Origin of the sequence: Nesterenkonia aurantiaca (genome assembly GCF_004364585.1) — a bacterium.
Taxonomy (GTDB): Bacteria; Actinomycetota; Actinomycetes; order Actinomycetales; family Micrococcaceae; genus Nesterenkonia; species Nesterenkonia aurantiaca.
This window is the reverse complement of the sequence record NZ_SOAN01000011.1, coordinates 61,624-78,918: the sequence shown is the minus strand read 5'-3', so window position 1 is coordinate 78,918 and position 17,295 is coordinate 61,624. Positions and strand designations below refer to the sequence as shown.

The 17,295-nt window shown below is 67.5% G+C and carries 16 protein-coding genes and 1 pseudogene; 7 read left to right on the top strand and 10 right to left on the bottom strand.

From position 1 onward, the window contains the following. Positions 1–362: 362 nt before the first annotated feature. The 4 genes from tyrS to EV640_RS12560 all read right to left on the bottom strand — a co-directional run bounded on the left by tyrS (position 363) and on the right by EV640_RS12560 (position 5,922). On the bottom strand, positions 363–1,679 hold the full coding sequence (tyrS, locus tag EV640_RS12575) for a tyrosine--tRNA ligase (RefSeq protein ID WP_133726612.1): 1,317 nt from the start codon (positions 1,677–1,679) through the stop codon (positions 363–365). 74 nt (positions 1,680–1,753) lie between these two features. Further along, positions 1,754–4,018, bottom strand: coding sequence for a HelD family protein (locus EV640_RS12570; RefSeq protein ID WP_243832323.1), 2,265 nt, complete (start codon positions 4,016–4,018; stop codon positions 1,754–1,756). A 124-nt stretch (positions 4,019–4,142) separates the two neighbouring features. Beyond that, the gene (locus EV640_RS12565) at positions 4,143–4,805 is read right to left on the bottom strand and encodes a DNA-3-methyladenine glycosylase (protein WP_036477491.1); all 663 of its coding nucleotides are present in this window, start codon (positions 4,803–4,805) and stop codon (positions 4,143–4,145) included. A gap of 40 nt (positions 4,806–4,845) precedes the next feature. Beyond that, positions 4,846–5,922 carry a GTP-binding protein gene (locus EV640_RS12560; protein ID WP_084479719.1) on the bottom strand — a complete coding sequence of 359 codons (1,077 nt, stop codon included), beginning with the start codon at positions 5,920–5,922 and terminating at the stop codon, positions 4,846–4,848. 59 nt (positions 5,923–5,981) lie between these two features. On the opposite strand from EV640_RS12560, the gene ykgO reads away from it, so the two are divergent. Further along, a complete protein-coding gene (gene ykgO, locus EV640_RS12555) occupies positions 5,982–6,104 on the top strand; it encodes a type B 50S ribosomal protein L36 (RefSeq protein WP_084479720.1) in 123 nt (40 codons plus the stop codon). Here ykgO and EV640_RS12550 read toward each other — a convergent pair. The 3 genes from EV640_RS12550 to EV640_RS12540 form a co-directional block, all read right to left on the bottom strand. Further along, positions 6,064–6,849 carry a lytic transglycosylase domain-containing protein gene (locus EV640_RS12550; RefSeq protein ID WP_051501435.1) on the bottom strand — a complete coding sequence of 262 codons (786 nt, stop codon included), beginning with the start codon at positions 6,847–6,849 and terminating at the stop codon, positions 6,064–6,066. The two genes, ykgO and EV640_RS12550, sit on opposite strands and share 41 nt — an antisense overlap. Positions 6,850–6,922: 73 nt before the next feature. Beyond that, the gene (argH, locus tag EV640_RS12545) at positions 6,923–8,425 is read right to left on the bottom strand and encodes an argininosuccinate lyase (protein WP_133726600.1); all 1,503 of its coding nucleotides are present in this window, start codon (positions 8,423–8,425) and stop codon (positions 6,923–6,925) included. A 2-nt stretch (positions 8,426–8,427) separates the two neighbouring features. Beyond that, positions 8,428–9,666: an argininosuccinate synthase gene (locus EV640_RS12540; RefSeq protein WP_133726599.1), complete on the bottom strand. Its 1,239-nt coding sequence runs from the start codon at positions 9,664–9,666 to the stop codon at positions 8,428–8,430. Between the two features lie 166 nt (positions 9,667–9,832). On the opposite strand from EV640_RS12540, the gene EV640_RS12535 reads away from it, so the two are divergent. Then, positions 9,833–10,291, top strand: a complete 459-nt coding sequence (locus tag EV640_RS12535) for an ankyrin repeat domain-containing protein (RefSeq protein ID WP_133726598.1) — start codon at positions 9,833–9,835, stop codon at positions 10,289–10,291. A gap of 75 nt (positions 10,292–10,366) precedes the next feature. Here EV640_RS12535 and EV640_RS12530 read toward each other — a convergent pair whose 3' ends face one another. After that, positions 10,367–10,798 (bottom strand): SufE family protein, encoded by a 432-nt coding sequence (locus EV640_RS12530; protein WP_243832320.1) that lies wholly within the window; start codon positions 10,796–10,798, stop codon positions 10,367–10,369. Next, positions 10,795–11,691, bottom strand: coding sequence for a sulfurtransferase (locus tag EV640_RS12525; RefSeq protein WP_133726597.1), 897 nt, complete (start codon positions 11,689–11,691; stop codon positions 10,795–10,797). The genes EV640_RS12530 and EV640_RS12525 overlap by 4 nt, the downstream gene beginning before the upstream one ends. Positions 11,692–11,884: 193 nt before the next feature. On the opposite strand from EV640_RS12525, the gene EV640_RS12520 reads away from it, so the two are divergent. The 5 genes and pseudogenes from EV640_RS12520 to EV640_RS12500 all read left to right on the top strand — a co-directional run bounded on the left by EV640_RS12520 (position 11,885) and on the right by EV640_RS12500 (position 16,860). Further along, positions 11,885–12,904, top strand: coding sequence for a sulfate ABC transporter substrate-binding protein (locus EV640_RS12520; protein ID WP_133726596.1), 1,020 nt, complete (start codon positions 11,885–11,887; stop codon positions 12,902–12,904). 1 nt (position 12,905) lies between these two features. Beyond that, complete coding sequence (gene cysT, locus EV640_RS12515; RefSeq protein ID WP_133726595.1) at positions 12,906–13,790, top strand: sulfate ABC transporter permease subunit CysT; 885 nt, start codon at positions 12,906–12,908, stop codon at positions 13,788–13,790. Then, a complete protein-coding gene (locus EV640_RS12510; protein WP_243832319.1) occupies positions 13,787–14,593 on the top strand; it encodes a sulfate ABC transporter permease subunit in 807 nt (268 codons plus the stop codon). Before cysT ends, EV640_RS12510 begins: the two co-directional genes overlap by 4 nt. Beyond that, positions 14,583–15,593: a sulfate/molybdate ABC transporter ATP-binding protein gene (locus tag EV640_RS12505; RefSeq protein ID WP_133726594.1), complete on the top strand. Its 1,011-nt coding sequence runs from the start codon at positions 14,583–14,585 to the stop codon at positions 15,591–15,593. Before EV640_RS12510 ends, EV640_RS12505 begins: the two co-directional genes overlap by 11 nt. Positions 15,594–15,791: 198 nt before the next feature. After that, positions 15,792–16,860 (top strand): annotated as a pseudogene (locus tag EV640_RS12500) (IS3 family transposase). Positions 16,861–16,991: 131 nt separating this feature from the next. Here the strand turns inward: EV640_RS12500 and EV640_RS12495 are convergent. Beyond that, positions 16,992–17,243: a PspC domain-containing protein gene (locus EV640_RS12495; RefSeq protein WP_133726593.1), complete on the bottom strand. Its 252-nt coding sequence runs from the start codon at positions 17,241–17,243 to the stop codon at positions 16,992–16,994. Positions 17,244–17,295 lie beyond the last annotated feature (52 nt).

Here is a 17,295-nt window from a genome sequence, read left to right as displayed (position 1 = left end):
GCGCGGTTCTCAACTCTACGTCCTGATCTTCGCTGCCGTCAACTCAAGGTCAACGCCGTGTGAACACCAAGAAAAACCGTGGTCTCGAACCCCCCCGGAGATGAACCTGACCTGGGCGAAGACCAACCATTGAAGGCCGTCGCGCCGCGGAACAGAAACAAGTCCTGTATGGGGAGAAGCTATGTGGTTATCAAATCCAAGGTCTTGCGCGGTCCGCCGTGGCTTTCCGCTGTGCGCCCTTGAGCACGAGATAGAACTTTACACACGCCCTGCCGAGTCCGCAAACCAGATCCCGTGCGAGCTGCATCACACCCCCAGATCCCCGTGATCCCGGGGATCCCAGCCCCGTCCCCGGGGCGGGCTCAGCCCCGATGGACCAGCGCGAGGTTCTTCTTGCCCCGGCGGACCAGCAGGAACTTCTCATGCAGCCACATCGCCTCGGTCACCAGGGCGTCGGGGTCGGTGATCTTCTCGTTGTTGACGTAGGCGCCGCCGTCGTTGATCGCACGACGAGCCTCGCCGTTGGACTTGACCAGTCCGGTGTCCACGAGCAGGCGCACGGCCGTGGCTTCCTCCGCCGGGATGCTGGCATGCGGAAGCTCTGAGGCGACCGCGTGCAGCGTGGGCTCATCGATCTGGTCCAGCTCACCCTTGCCGAAGATCGCACCGGAGGCTTCGATCACCTTTTTCGTGGCGTCTTCGCCGTGGACCAGGGAGGTGACGTCCCAGGCGAGTGCCCGCTGGGCCTCGCGCTTGAAGGGCGCATCCTGCACCGAGCTCTCGAGCTCGGCGATCTCTTCACGGGTACGGAAGGTGAAGACCTTGAGCCGGTCGATCACATCGGCATCGGACTGGTTGAGCCAGAACTGGTAGAAGGCGTAGGGCGAGCACAGCTCGGCGTCGAGCCAGATGGCGTTGCCCTCGGACTTGCCGAACTTGGTGCCGTCGGAGTTGGTGATCAGGGGTGTCCCCAGCGCGTGCACCGTGGCGCCCTCGGCCCGACGGACCAGCTCGGTGCCGGAGGTCAGGTTGCCCCACTGGTCCGAGCCGCCGAACTGCAGCGTGCAGTCGTACTGCCGGAACAGCTGCAGGTAGTCGAATCCCTGCAGGACCTGGTAGCTGAACTCGGTGTAGGAGATGCCCGTCTCGGAGTTCAGCCGCTTGGCCACGATGTCCTTCTTGATCATCGTGCCCACGCGGAAGTACTTGCCGATGTCGCGGAGGAACTCGATGGCGCTGACCCCCTGGGTCCAGTCGAGGTTGTTCACCATCGTGGCCGCGCTGTCTCCTTCGAAGGAGATGTAGTTCTTGATCTGGGACTGCAGCGAGTCCACCCAGCCGGAGACCACCTCGGGGGTGTTCAGTGTGCGTTCGCTGGAGGGACGCGGATCTCCGATCAACCCGGTGGAGCCGCCCACCAGGGCCAGCGGCTTGTGCCCGGCCAGCTGGATGCGGCGCATGGTCAGCAGCTGGACCAGGTGACCCAGGTGCAGGGAGGCCGCGGTGGGATCGAATCCGCAGTAGTAGACGATCGGCTCACCGGTGAGCGCCGCTTCGAGCGCGTCCGCGTCGGTGGAGACCTGAACCAGGCCTCGCCAGTTCAACTCCTGCCAGAGCGAGTCGAAGCTTGGATCGTTGCGCTGAGCGGCCAGCGCCGGGTTCGTGGATTCGAGGCTCATCTGGGTCACACCAGGTACGTTACCAATCTTCTCCTGCCGAACCGCTCCGAAACGTCGGAATCGTTGGGGACCGGTCAGAATCCTGCCGGCAGGTCGCGGGCGGCGATCACATGCAGCGCATGCGTGGGCCGGGTCAGGGCCACGTAGAGACTGCCCACCCGCCCGGCGGTCTCCTCCAGGATCTCGGCAGGCTCGATGAGCACCACGGCGTCGAACTCCAGGCCCTTGGCCTCATCGGCGGAGAGCGACAGGATGTCCTCGGTCAGCGAGCCGGCGCCGCGGCCGACGCGGGCGCCGAACTCGGCGACCAGGGCGCTGCGGGTCGCGGAGAGCAGCCGCTGCGGCACGATGGCGGCCACCAGCCCCTCCCCCAGGCGCTCATGCTCGGCGCCCATCGCGGCGATCGCGGCGCTGACCAGCTGATCAGCCTCGACCTTCTCGATCACCGGCGGGTGATCACCGTCCCGAACCGTGCGCAGCGAGGTGGTCTCCAGCCCGTTGGCCGCGGCGACGCGTTCTGCCAGCTCCACGATGGTGCCGGGGGTGCGGTAGTTGACCGTGAGCTCCTCGACCCGCATCCGGTTGCCGACGAAGGGAGCCATCGCCTGCTGCCAGCTCGGGGCGGCCGAGGGCGAGGAGCCCTGGGCGATGTCTCCGACGATGGTGAAGGACTTCAGCGGGCAGCGCCGCATCAGCACATGCCACTGCATGGCCGAGAGCTCCTGCGCCTCGTCGACCACCACGTGGCCGTAGGTCCAGCTGCGGTCGACCTGTGCGCGCTCGGCGGCGGTCAGCCGGGGGCCGGACTCGGCGTTCATGTCCACCACGGCCTGGGCGTCGAGGAACCCCTCGATGCCCATCTCTTCGAGCTGCGGGGTGGCGTTCTCCACCGCGCGCTGGGCGTTGTCCAGGGAACGGGCAGCGGCGGCCTTCTGCCGCGCGGCCTCGCGTCCGGCGGACTCGTCCAGCGCGCCCAGCAGCTCAGCCGCCTCATCGAGCAGCGGCACATCGGCACTGGTGAAGGCGCTTCCAGGCTGGCGCTGCAACAGCTCCCGCTCCTGCGCGGTGAGCTCGGGCGCGACGTCGGCGAGGTACTTGGGCTTGCTGAAGAGGTCCTCGAGGAGTCCCTGCGGGCTGCGCGGCATCCAGCACAGGTTCAGCAGCACCCGGACATCGCGGGCGGTGCGGACGTCTTCGAGCAGATAGGACCGGTCGGCGTCGTTGCCTTCGGAGCGCTTCTCGATGATGCGTTCGAGCTTCTCAGCGATCTCCTTGACCAGGACCTTGACGAAGGTCGGGCGAGCCTCGTTATAGGGCTTGCCGGTGGCGCGGGCCCGTTCCAGAGCCCGGTTGACCATCTTCGGGGTCACCCCGACCCGGGTGCCGTCCACGGTGATGTCGCGGACCTCGGGGATGGTGCGCTGGCGGTGGGCGACGGCGGCGTCGATGATCTGCACCCAGTCCAGGCGTCCCTTGATCTCTTCGACCCGTGGGTCCTGCTCCTGAGTGCCGCGCACCCCGGGGAACAGCTCCGCGAGCGAGGACAGCACCACGCCGGTCTCCCCCAGGGAGGGCAGCACCCGGTCGATATAGGACATGAAGGTGGAGTTCGGGCCCACGATCAGCACACCGGCGGACTTCAACCGGTCCCGGTGGCTGTAGAGCAGGTAGGCCGCGCGGTGCAGCGCCACCGCCGTCTTGCCGGTGCCGGGTCCGCCCTGGACCACCATGACTCCGGGCAGATCGGCGCGGATGATCCGGTCCTGCTCGGACTGGATGGTCGCGACGATGTCGCCCATCTGTCCGGTGCGGCGCGCGGTGAGCGCGGCGAGCAGGGCGCCGTCGCCATGGTTGTGGCTGGCTTCTTCCAACATGCTGGCGTCGAGCACGTCGTCCTCCACCCCGTGCACCTCGCGGCGCTTGAGCAGCAGGTGCCGACGACGGCGCACGCCTTGGCGTTCGAAGGCGGTCGCCTGGTAGAACACCCCGGCTTCGGGAGCGCGCCAGTCCAGCATCAGTCGCTGGTGGCTCGCGGAGGTCAGGCCGATCCGCCCGATGTAGCGACACTCCCCGGAGTCGTGATCGAGGCGGCCGAAGACCAGCCGATCGTCGACCGCGTTGAGCTGCGCGAGCCGGTCCTCATACATCGCGGCGAAGGCATCGCGCTCGGAGGCGTTCTGCATGGTGCCGCGGGACCCGACCCGGCGGACCTTCGCGAGCTGGACCTCCTTCTCGGCCCGCAGCTCATCGAGCCGGGAGTAGAGCACCCCGACGTACTCGCGCTCCTGCTCCACGCCGGCCTCGAGGCCGGGCATCGGAACGTCGTGGTCTTCGGGCATCATCTCGGCCGTGGCCGAGGACTGTGAATCACTCATCAAGCAGCGCAGCTCTCCGTCGCGAATTTGCTGACCACCAATCATACCTCTATTCAGGTGAACCTGATGTGGCCAGATTCGGTGCAGGTCATGAGCTGACCTCCGCAGGAACATTGCGCCCGGCCCGATAGACCGAGACCGTGGGATCGGCGTCGAGCCAGTAGCGCCAGGGATAGGCCCGGCTGCCCCCGGCGCCGGAGACCCCGACGCGCGGTCCGCGACGGATCCGGTCAGCGCCCACGGGATCCGCCGGCGGGCTCAGCGTGAACCGGGCCGGGTCGTCGTGGCCGGCTGACTGCTCGAAGTTCACCGGCAGCGCGTCCATCGGCAGCGTGATGCCCAGACCCTGGCCCAGTCGACCCGGACCCGAGAGCAGCTTCGCCCCGGTGTCACGGCCGCCGCGGCGCTCGATCGCCAGGTCCCGGCCGGTCAGCACCTCACCGGCGCGCAGGAGCACGCCTCCTGCGGTGTCTTCGGCCGCGCAGGCGAAGTTCAGGCAGCGGTGGATCCCGTAGTTGAGGTAGACGTAGGTGTGCCGGGGCGGCCCGAACAGCGCCGCGTTGCGGGCGGTCCTGCCGTTGAAGCTGTGCGCCCCGGGGTCCTCGCCCTGATCCCCGTAGGCCTCGACCTCGGTCAGCCGGACCCGCACGGATCCACCGGCGGTCGCGACCGTGAGCTCGCAGCCCAACAGCGCTGGGGCCAGCTCGGTGGCATGGGCGTCGAAGAGGGAGTGCAGCCGTGCGGAATCCATCTGCCCATGATCGCAGAGACCTCCCCGAGCAGCTGACCGGTCAGTCCTCGGTCTCTGTGACCGACTGCCAGAGGGGAAAGGGGTCAGCGAAGGTGCGCCAGAGCGGGGGCCCGGCCGTGAGCTCGGCATCGGTGAGCGTGGCCTCGTCAAGGGCTGCGGCGAGTCCTGCCACCTCGAGGTCCATCCCGATGAAGGCGATGTCCTGACCGAAGGCCAGCATCTCCTCGGGGTCCTCGATCTGGTGATCAAAGGCCAGCGGAGCCAGCGAGATGATCTGCCCGATGTGTTCCCACTGTGCGGTGACGTGCGGGCGGGTCGCGAGGCGGGCGAAGCCTGCCGAGCGGATCACCCGGCCGAACTCCTCGGTCTCGACGCGCAGATCCAAGAGCTGCTTGAGCCGGCCGGGATGGAAGGGACGATGTTGTTCGTAGCGGAAGGCCGAGACCCGATTGTGTCTGCGGCGCGGATGGAAGTCCCTGTTCAACAGGCAGGTCCAGCCGGCGCGAGTCTCCTGCCCCGAGTAGCCGGGCACGGTGGAGCGGTGAGTCCGAGCCGCGGGCTCCCCGTCGAACCGCACCTGGGCCAGCGGGCTCAGGTGCGCCACCAGCGCCGCCAGCATGGCCAGCTCGTCCGGGTCGATCCGCTGCCAGTTCATCATCATCACCGTCGAGGCGTATTCGATCTGCTTGACGATCACCTCGGCGCGGCAGACGTAGGCCAGCTCCCCCGGGTGCGTCCAGCGCTGATCGGCCTCCAACACCACGTAGTCGTCGCGGAAGAGATCATCAAGCAGGTGGGCGGCATCGACCACGCAGATCACCTCGGACAGCCGGGCCTGCGGCTCAGGGTCACCGCCTGAGCCGGTCAGTGAGCCGATGACCTCGGTGATCGCGCTGGCCAGCGGGTACTCCACGACCAGTTCGGTGCTGCTGGGCACGAGCTGGAGCAGCCGCAGCGCTGACTCCAGCGCGGTCTCGTCTGACGCGATGCGGTCCGCCTGCAGCAGCACGGAGTCGCGCTGCCGGGCCAGGGCCGCGGCGAAGTCTTTACGCTCTGGCCCGCAGGCCCCCATCACCGCGACCACTCGGACAGCTGATCCCTCACCTGACATCGTCATCGTCGCTCCCTTCGAGTAGTGTTAACGCTAATGCTACTCATTCTCACTAGGAGGTCATAATGAAGGTCCGGAACTCACTGCGTGCATTGAAGAACAAGCCGGGGTCACAGGTGGTGCGCCGCCGGGGGCGCACCTACGTGATCAATAAGAAGAATCCGCGGCTGAAGGCGCGTCAGGGCTGACGTACTCCTGAGCCCGGGCAGCGACGTCGTTGACGTAGCGCACCGACTGGTTATAGGCGACGACGGCGTCCACCCAGCCTTCGTCGCTGCTCAGGTCCTCCCCGCTCTCGCACAGATACACCGCGGCGGTCAGCGCGGCGTCGTCGAAGTGGTGCGGATCTGAGTCGCCGCTGCGGGAGCCGTCCTGGGCATACAGCGCCCAGGTGGCCGGGATGAACTGCATCGGTCCCACCGCGCGGTCCCATTCGGTGTCTCCGTCCAGGGTGCCGCCGTCGGTGTCGGGGATCTCCGCCAGTCCCGGGGACCCGTCCAGCGGGATCCCGATGATCGCGGGGGCGACCTGTCCATCCGGCTCGACCTGCGCCTCGGCGTAGGTGCCGTGATGGGACTCGACCTGACCGATGCCGGCCAGGGTGTTCCAGCCCAGTCCGCACTCCGGCCGGGTCTGCGCCACCAGCAGGGCCGCCCCGCTATAGGCGGCCAGGGCGCGCTGCGGAATGCCGGTGCGCTCGGCCACCTCCTCAAGCCACGCTTCGTCGGCGAGCCCGGCGATCGGTGCCCAGGGCTGACCCGGCGCCGGGTCCTCGGCGGGGGCAGCGGCTTCTGGGAGCCGCTGATCCGGCGCGCTCGGGTAGTCCAGGGCCGGAGCCTGCCGCGGTTCGGCGCATCCGCTGAGCGCAAGCAGGAGCGCCCCGGCCAGCACGGCCGGGGCGCTCCTGCTTCGCCTCGAAGGGCCTCGCGTCATGCTGTGCTCACTCCATCGTCAGGTTCTTGAGTCAGCTCAGCTGGCCAGTTCGGCAGCCGGTCCAGCGGCCAGCTCAGCTGACGCTGTCTGGACCGACGTTGCTGCCCGCTGAGCCGATGAACTCCTTGATCGGGCTCAGCTGCAGCTTGAGCTCGTCAAGCTGCTCCGCCACGGCGGAGGGTGCCGTGCCGCCCCGGGAGGACCGGGAGTTCAGCGAGCCGAAGGTGGTCAGCACCTCACGCACCGCCGGGGTCAGCTGCGCCGAGATCCCGCTGAGCTCCGCATCGGTGAGGTCCCAGAGCTCGACGTCGCGGGCCTCCGCCACCCGGACAGCCTCGCCGGAGAGCTCGTGGGCCACCCGGAAGGGCACGCCCTGCCGGACCAGCCATTCGGCGATGTCGGTGGCCAGCGCGAAGCCGCGCGGGGCCAGCTCGGCCATCCGGTCGGTGTGGAAGACCAGGGTGGCGATCATCCCGGAGACCGCCGGCAGCAGCAGCTCCAGGGTGTCCACCGCGTCGAAGAGCGGCTCCTTGTCCTCCTGCAGATCCCGGTTATAGGCCAGCGGAAGGCCCTTGAGCGTGGCCAGCAGCCCGGTCAGGTCACCGATCAGACGGCCTGACTTTCCGCGGGCGAGCTCGGCCACATCGGGGTTCTTCTTCTGCGGCATGATCGAGCTGCCGGTGGAGAAGGCGTCATCGAGGGTGACGAACCCGGCCTCCTTGGTGGCCCAGAAGATGATCTCCTCGCTGATCCGGGACAGATCCACGCCGATCATGGCGCTGACCCAGGAGAACTCCGCGTAGACGTCTCGTGCCGCGGTGCCGTCGATGGAGTTCCAGGCCGCCTGGTTGAAGCCGAGCTCCTCGGCCACGCGCTGCGGATCCAGACCCAGCGAGGACCCGGCCAGGGCGCCGGAGCCGTAGGGCGAGGTGGCCGCGCGCCGGTCCCAGTCCACGAGGCGCTGCAGATCGCGCAGCAGCGCCCAGGCGTGGGCCAGCAGGTGGTGGCTCAGCAGCACCGGCTGGGCGTGCTGCAGATGCGTCCGGCCCGGCATCGGCGCGTTCGGGTGCGCCTCTGCCTGACTGATCAGCGCCTCGATGGTGCCCAGCACCCCGGCGCCGACGACCCGGGCGTGATCGCGCAGGAACATCCGCCCCATGGTGGCGATCTGGTCATTGCGTGAGCGCCCGGCGCGCAGCTTCCCGCCCAGGTCCTCACCGGCGCGTGCAAGCAGCCCGCGCTCCAGCGCCCCGTGCACGTCCTCATCGCTCGGCGCCGGAGTGAAGTCCCCGGAGAGCACATCGGCCTCGAGCTGATCGAGGGCAGCGAGCATCCCGGCCAGCTCGGGCTCATCGAGCAGCCCGGTGCGGTGCAGCACCCGGGCGTGTGCGCGGGATCCGGCGATGTCGTAGCGGGCCAGGCGGAAGTCGAAGTGCGTGGACTTGCTCAGCGCCGCCAGCGCATCGGCGGGTCCCGAGGCGAACCGTCCGCCCCAGAGCGCGCCCTCGTTGGTGCCGTGCCTGCTCTCCGAATCCTGCTGATCCAGGCTCGTCGGCGTCGTGCTCTCCGAGCTCATGCTCAGCGGTCCAGGCTGCCGAGGCCGGAGAAGTCCGGCTTGCCGTGGATGCGCTGCTCGCGCTGGGAGGCCACCTTGGAGGAGAGGCCGAAGATGTCGATGAATCCTCGGGCGCTGGACTGATCGAAGGCGTCGCCGGCGTCGTAGGTGGCCAGGTTGAAGTCATACAGGCTGGTCTCGGAGCGGCGGCCCTGCACGGTGGCGCGGCCGCCGTGCAGCTCGAGCCGGATCTCACCGGAGACGTACTTCTGGGTCTCGTCGATGAAGGCGTCGAGGTTGCGCTTGAGCGGGGAGAACCACTGGCCGTCATAGACCAGCTCGGTCCAGCGCTGGTCCACGGTCTTCTTGAACCGGGCCTGCTCACGCTCCAGGGTGATGTTCTCCAGCTCGCGGTGCGCAGCGATCAGCGCCATCGCGCCGGGAGCCTCGTAGATCTCACGGGACTTGATGCCCACCAGGCGGTCCTCGACGATGTCGATCCGGCCCACACCCTGGGCGCCGGCGCGGCGGTTGAGCTGCTCGATGGCCTCCAGGGCGGTCACGGTCTGCCCGTCCAGGGCCACCGGCACGCCCTGGTCGAAGGTGATGGTGACGACGTCGGCTGCGGGCGGGAACGAGGGGTCCTCGGTGTACTCATAGACGTCCTTGGTGGGACCGTTCCAGATGTCTTCCAGGAAGCCGGTCTCCACGGCACGACCCCAGACGTTCTGGTCGATGGAGAACGGGTTCTTCTTGGTGGTCTCGATCGGCAGGCTGTGCTTCTCGGCGTATTCGATGGCGAGCTCACGGGTCAGGGCGAGGTCGCGGACCGGGGCGATGCACTTGAGCTCCGGGCCCAGGGTCTGGATGCCGACCTCGAAGCGGACCTGATCGTTGCCCTTGCCGGTGCAGCCGTGAGCGACCGTGGTGGCGCCGAACTGCTGGGCGGCCGCGACCAGGTGCTTGGTGATCACGGGGCGGGAGATCGCCGAGACCAGCGGGCAGGAGTCCATGTAGAGGCCGTTGGCCTTCAGCGTGGGCATGCAGTACTGATCGGCGAACTCGTCGCGGGCATCGGCGACATAGGCCTCCACGGCGCCGCAGTCCAGTGCGCGCTGGCGCACCGTCTCCAGGGATTCGCCGCCCTGTCCGACGTCGACCGCGACCGCGACGACCTCCTGGCCGGTGGCTTCGGCGATCCAGCCGATGGCCACCGAGGTGTCGAGGCCGCCGGAATAGGCGAGAACAATACGATCAGTCACAACGAATCTCCTTGGGGAACGGAATTTTGGCTCGGATACAGACTACATAATTATTCGCAGGTCTGCATAAAGCGTGTCGGTGAGGTTCGGGGTCCCGGTCAGGTTATCGCCTTCGCGGGCCTCAGGGATCCGGGCGCCCGCGCCGGTCTCCGATAGACTTGCGGCCATGTCACAGGACTTCCAGCACGCGGCCGATCCCTCTGAGAACCAGCATCCTCCCGCAGGCGGCGCGCCGGAGCTGACCGAGGAACAGATGGAGTTCCTGGCCTCGATGTTCGGCCTCGCTCGAGCGGGCAAGACCGAGGAGCTGCTTGACCTTGTGGACCGCGGCGTGCCGGTGAACCTGAGCAACGAGAAGGGCGACACGCTGCTCATCCTCTCGGTCTACAACGATCACACCGAGCAGGCCCAGGGACTGCTGGCCCGCGGCGCCGACGTGGACCGGGTCAATGATCAGGGCCAGACCGCGCTGGGCTGCGCGGTGTTCCGCCAGAACGAGGTGGCCACGAAGGCGCTGCTCGCCGCCGGCGCCGATCCCCGCCTGGGCCGGCAGAGCGCCTATGCCGTGGCGGAGATCTTCGGCCTGGATGCGATGCGCGCGATCCTCGACGCCCACACGGGCTGAGCAGCGGGCACCCGCCCCCGAACTTCGTCCCGGGCGCGCAGCGGGGCTGAGTCACCAGCGGTCAGACACTAGCAGTCAACCGACATGGTCGAGGACGGATCGGGAGATCCGCCCGACCATGGCATTGACCGCTCGCAGCCGCAGCGGGGTGATCACCCGGGCAAGGCCCAGGTGAGAACCCACATCCGCGTTCAGGCCCAGTATCGCCTCGTAGCCCTGACCGCTGAGTCCGTGTTGCAGGATCGAGGCGAAGCCCCGCGTGGTGGGCGCTTCCGGCGGAGCGGCGAAGTAGATGTGCGCCACCCGCGCCGCGTCGTCGAACTCGGTCGCCAGGAACAGCGGAGACTGACACTCCACGACCTCGTTCATGTCTTGGAGGCTGTCCCGATAGGCCTCGGGGAGCTCCGGCAGGCGCTTCGCGTAGTCGAGCAGCAGCATCAGCCGCTGCTGCTCCCCCACGGACTGGAACTCCTCGAAGATCCGGGCAAGCGGCGCGCCGGACGTCACGAGGCCGGCGCCTCACCCGGCTCGGCGCCGACGGTGATGGGCAGCCGCACCGCGTTGCCCCACTCGGTCCAGGAGCCGTCGTAGTTGCGGACCTCGTCGTAGCCCAGCAGGTGCTTGAGCACGAACCAGGTGTGCGAGGAACGCTCACCGATCCGGCAGTAGGCGATGACGGACTCGGAGTTTCCCACCCCGGCCTCCTCCTGGTAGATCACCGCAAGCTCTTCGCGTGACTTGAAGGTTCCGTCCTCGTTCGCAGCCCATGCCCAGGGCACCGAAACGGCGGTGGGGATGTGTCCTGCGCGCAGGGCGCCTTCCTTGTCCTCGAAGCCCGGCGCCGAGGTGACTTCGCCGGAGTACTCCGCGGGGGAACGCACGTCGACCAGCGGGGTGCTGCCGATGGCCTCGAGCACGTCCTCGCGGAAGGCCCGCCACTGCGGATCGTTGCGCGTGGCCGGGACCGGGTACTGCGCGTCACGCGGCTGCGGCACCTCGGTGCTCAGCTCACGGCCCTCCTGCGCCCACTTGGCCCGGCCGCCGTCGATCAGGCGCAGGTCCGCGTGGCCGAAGAGGGTGAAGACCCACAGAGCATAGGCGGCCCACCAGTTCGACTTGTCGCCATAGAAGACCACCGTGGTCTCGGGCGTGATCCCCTTGGACGCGGCGAAGGCGGCGAACTGTTCCGGATCGATGAAGTCCCGGGTGACCGGGTCATTCAGGTCCGTGTGCCAGTCGATCTTGTGTGCCCCGGGGATGTGGCCGGTCTCGTAGAGGAGGACGTCCTCGTTCGATTCCAGCAGCACCACCTGCGGGTCGTCCTTGTGCTCGGCCGCCCAGTCAGTGCTGACGAGCGCGCCGGGGTTGGCGTAGTGCGAGAAATCCTGGTCTGAAGACATGTCGAGTGCCCTTTCGTCGATCGGCGTCCGTGAGTGCGTGGTGGCGGTGGTGCACGATCTCCCACGACACCACCGAGCGTACTTTGTTTTTGAACACTTATGAACCTATATGACGAATTACTAGTGATGCGGTGCGACTTTGTCTACGGTGGGGCTATCACCTGAACATCACCGAGGAACGAGTTGTCCACGCATGAGCACAGCAGCAATCAGAGCGACTTACTTAGCGGTCTCTGCTGTCCTCGGCGCAGCTTTGCTCACCAGCTGCGCAGGCGAGCCCGACGGGCAGATCACCCTCGTGGGGTTCGCGGCGCCCGCCGAGGCGAACGATGAATTGTTCAACTCTTTCACAGAGACCGCGGCGGGTCAGCGGGCACAGAAGGCGGAATCCTACGGAGCCTCGGGAGATCAGTCTCGAAGCGTGGCGAACGGGCTGCCCGCGGACCTGGTGCACCTGAGCATCTCCCCCGACCTGGAGCGCCTGGTCGAGGCGGGACTGGTGGCGGAGGACTGGGACGACAACGCCTGGGGCGGCCAGCTGACCACCTCCGTGGTGGTCCTGGTGGTCCGCGAGGGCAACCCACTCGGCATCACCGGATGGGAGGACATGATCCGCGAAGATGTCAGCATCGTGACCCCCAACCCGGGATCCTCCGGTGCCGCCCGCTGGAACATCCTCGGCGCCCTCGCGTCACAGCTGCAGGACGGCAGCACCCCGGCGGAGACGCAAGACTATATGGAGCAGTTCGTCGACAACGTCGCTGTGTTCCCGGGCTCCGGGCGGGACGCCACCATAGCGTTCCTCGACGGGACCGGTGACGTGCTGGTCTCCTACGAGAACGAGGCCATCCTGGGCGTGCAGCAGGGAGAAGAGCTCGACTACATCGTCCCGCGCACCTCGGTGCTGATCGAGAACGTCGCCGCGGTCACCGAGGACGCCCCGGCCCAGGCCCGGCAGTTCCATGATTTCGCGCTCTCCCCCGCGGGTCAGGCGATCTACGCCAGCTTCGGGTTCCGCCCGGTGGAGCACGGCGGCGCCGCGATCGAGATCGACGAGGTCCGCGGAGCCAACGATCCCGCCCGGCCCTTCCCCGCGGTGGAGCACCTGGCCACGGTGGACGAAGACTTCGGCGGTTGGGACCAGGTGATGGCCGACTACTTCGACGAGGACGGGTTGATCACCCGGCTCATCGAGGACTCGGGACGGAGCTGAGATGCCGACCCGCGCGCTGAACAACCCAGCTTCCGCAACTGCCGGGATTCCTTTCTCACCGGGCAGAACCCGGTCCAAGCGCCGGCCCAGGAGTCGGCGGCGCACCACGCTGACCCGCCCCGCGGGGCTCGCCCTGGGGATCTCGGTGCTGTGGTTCAGCCTGTTGGTGATGATCCCGCTGGCCCTGCTGCTCATCTCCTCAGTGGAGGACGGCTGGTCCACGTTCTGGGACACCTTGACCAACGTGCAGACCGCCCACGCGATCCGGCTCACGCTGGTCTCCGCGCTGGCCGCCACGGCGGTGAACCTCGTGATGGGACTGCTCATCGCTTGGGTGCTGGTGCGCGACCGTTTTCCGGGTCGGTGGCTGATCGAGCTGATGATCGACATCCCCTTCGCGCTGCCCTCGCTGGTGGCCGGGCTGGTGCTGCTGAGCCTCTACGGGCCGGAGAGCCCGCTGGGGATCAACGTGCTGGGCACCCCCGCCTCGGTGTTCCTCGCGCTGCTCTTCGTGACGCTGCCCTTCGTGGTCCGGACGGTGCAGCCGGTGCTGGGCGAGCTGGATCGCGACGTCGAGCGGGCGGCCCATTCGCTCGGAGCCAGCCGCGCCACCACGGTGCGCCGGATCATCCTCCCGGCGCTGACCCCCGCACTGGCCGCAGGAGCCACGCTGTGCTTCGCCCGCGGCGTCGGCGAGTTCGGTGCCCTGGTGATCCTCAGCGGGAATCGTCCGAACATCTCGGAGGGCGCACCGATGCGCATCCAGAGCTACATCGAGGTCGACAACACCGCCGCTGCAGCGACCGTGGCGGTGCTGCTGCTGGCCACGGCCCTGACCGCGACGCTGCTCGTGGAGGTCCTCACCTCCCAGGAGCGCCACCGGTGAGCGTCACGCGGACGGCGCTGCGCACCGTGGTGATCGCGTACCTGTTCTTCCTGGTCGGCTGGCCGCTGTGGATGGTGGTCCAGGAGACCTTCCTCTCCGGGGAGAACCACCTGGTCTCCACGCTGCAGGACCCGGCGGTGCGCAGTGCCCTGCGGGTAACCCTTGCTGCCGCCGCCTGGGCGGTGGTGCTGAACACGGTCTTCGGGATCACGCTGGGGATTCTGCTGGTGCGCCACGACTTCCCGGGAAAGCGGCTGCTCGGACTGTTCGTGGACCTGCCGATCGCAGTCTCGCCGATCGTCGTCGGCCTGGCGCTGCTGCTGGCCTACGGCCCCGTTCAGGGCTGGCTGGGCCGCCCGCTGGCCGAACTGGGCATCCTGGTGGTGTTCTCCTTCCCCGGGATAGTGCTCGCGGTGACCTTCGTCAGCCTTCCGCTGGTGCTGCGCGCAGTGATCCCGGTGCTGCGCGAGATCGGCATAGAGCAGGAGGTCGCCGCGCGAAGCCTCGGAGCCCACGCCGTGCAGATCCTCTGGCGGATCACACTGCCCTCGATCAGGGGGGCGGTGACCTACGGGATCATCCTGACCCTGGCCCGCGCCGTCGGGGAGTTCGGGGCCGTGCTGATCATTTCCGGGGGCCTGGTCGGTCAGACCGAGACCGCCACCATGGCGGTGCAGCGATTCCACCAGGGATTCGCCACCGGCAGCTCCTACGCCATCGGATTCCTGCTCGCACTCATCGGCATCGCCGCACTGGCCATCGTCACCGTGTTACGACCAAAGGAGCACACCCGTGGGAATTGAGATCCACCACGTGAGGAAGACCTTCGGCAGCTTCACCGCCCTGGAAGACATCCGCCTCTCGGTCCCCTCCGGCGGACTGACCGCCCTGCTCGGCCCCTCGGGGTCGGGCAAGACCACGCTGCTGCGGATACTGGGCGGTCAGGAGGAGCCCGATGCCGGCTCGGTGTACCTCGCGGGGCGCGACGTCACGCGGCTGCCCGCCCAGCAGCGGAACATCGGATTCGTCTTCCAGCACTACGCGGCGTTCACGCACATGACCGTGGCCAAGAACGTGGCCTTCGGGCTGGAGGTGCGCAAGACCCCGAAGGCACAGGTCCGGCGTCGGGTGCAGGAGCTGCTCGAGCTGGTGCAGTTGGAGCGCTTCGGCGACAGGCTCCCCGCCCAGCTCTCCGGCGGCCAGCGGCAGCGCATGGCGCTCGCCCGCGCCCTGGCGGTGGACCCCTCGGTGCTGCTGCTGGATGAACCCTTCGGGGCCCTCGACGCAAAGGTCCGCAAGGAGCTGCGCGACTGGCTGCGCCAGCTGCACGAGGAGGTCCATGTCACGAGTGTCTTCGTCACCCACGACCAGGAGGAAGCCCTGGAGGTCGCCGACACCGTGGTCGTGATGAATCAGGGGCGCATCGAACAGGTCGGGACGCCCGAGGAGATCTACGACCATCCGGCCAGTGACTTCGTCTTCGGATTCATCGGGGAGGTCACCCGGTTCGGGGAGCTGCGGCTGCGGCCCCACGACGTGGAGGTGACCCTGGACCCCGAGAGCGGCTCGCACCCCGGGCGGATCACTCGGCTCACGCGGATCGGCTTCGAGGTGCGCCTGGAGGTGGTGTTGGACTCAGACCCGGGGTCCCTGGGCGGGGCGCACCCACCGGTGAACGTGCAGCTCTCTCGCACGGAGTCCCAGGCACTGGACCTGCAGCAGTGGGACGCCATCTGGGTGCGACCCCGGGCCGCGGCCGGCGGGCGCGAGGTCGAGGTTCTCCGGGTCGGCGCTGGGCGCTGACCTTGACTCCGCCATCCGGGGTCGGGCTCGTCGGCATGCCCTGTCGCTGCGGGTGAACCTCTATAACTATCGGCCGCATACTGTCTGTGGTGAGATGGGGTGGGTCTGCCGCGCCGATAGGCGACAGTTTGACCTGACCTACAGTTTGGTTTCCACTATCTCTCGCTAGCCGATGGCCTTCATGGAAGGCTGATCACCATGCCACGCCCGTATCCTCCAGAGTTCAGGGCCCGCGCCATCTCGCTCGTGCGCGAGGGTCGACCGGGCCACACCACCCAGGAATCGGCCGAGCTGCGCGCAGCCCGCGCCAGGGTCCGACAGCTCGAGCAAGAGATCTCGATCCTACGACGAGCATCCACCTGGCTCGATGAGGATCCCCTTGACCCAAAAGAGCGCACCCGGTGATCGACCGTCTCGTCGACGCCGGGGAGCCCGTGAACACCTGCTGTCGCCTACTCGGAGTCTCCCGGCAGGGCTACTACCGTTACAGACGGCGCCCACTAGCCCCACGGAACTGCGCCGACGCTGGCTCACCGGTCTCATAGGCGAGGTCCATATCGCATCCAGGGGCACCTACGGTTGCCGGCGGATCCACACCGAGCTCACGCTCGGGATGGGGATCGCGTGCTCAAGTCGGCTCGTGTGGATGCTGATGAGTCGCGCAGGGCTTGGAGGCTTACCGGGACCCACGCGGGTCAAGCGCCTCAAGGGCGTGGCCACAGCCGATGACCTGGTCAAACGTAAGTTCCACCGCTCGGACTCAACGAACTCTGGGTCACAGACATCACCGAACATCCCACCAGGGAAGGCAAGATCTACTGCGCAGCAGTCCTGGACGCCTGCAGCCGCAAGATCATCGGCTGGGCCATCGACTCCAAGGAGGACTCAAACCTGGTCGTCAACGCTTGAGGCTATGGCGATCCGAGTACGAACCCCCAAGGCAGGAGGGATCGTTCATGCAGATCACGGAGTTCAGTTCACCTCGTGGGTGTTCACCCAGAAGATCCGCTCGGCAGGGCTGTTGCCCTCATTCGGGACCGTGGGTGATGGGCTCGATAATGCGATGATGGAGTCCTTCTGGTCCTCGATGCAGATCGAGTTGCTCAATCGCAAGAAGTGGAGGACCAGGGTCGAGCTGGCGCACGGCATATTCGAGTACATCGAGGTGTTCTACAACCGCCGACGCCGCCACTCCAGCCTCGCTTACGCCACGCCGCATGGTTACGACCTCGCCCACAACATTCAACCGCTCATCGCCGGAAGCTAGTCAGAGCGAGTGGAAACCAAGCCATGGGGCACGTCATCATGTCACCTATCGGTGCGGCAGACCCCAGCTATATGAGACACGGTCGTTTCGACGAGACCGGACGATCTCTCACTGCCGTGACCTGGTTGAGTTCAAGTCAAGCGTCGGGCTTCTAAGGCGCGCTCCAACGGTATGCTGCCGTCCTGCCAGGGCGTCAGAACCCACACCAACAGATACGCTCCGACTCCCAACACCGGAAGCAAGAAGGACAAGAAGATCAGCAAGCGGACCAACCACACGTTGACTCCGAACTTCTTGGCAAGGCTTCCCCCGATGCCTGCGACGACGCGCCCAGGTCCACGACGGAAACCGATCCTACGAATAGATTCGAAGAGTTTTTCCATGCCGCCCATAGTACGCGCGCCACACCCTGCCACCCCGGCGCCGCCGAATCCC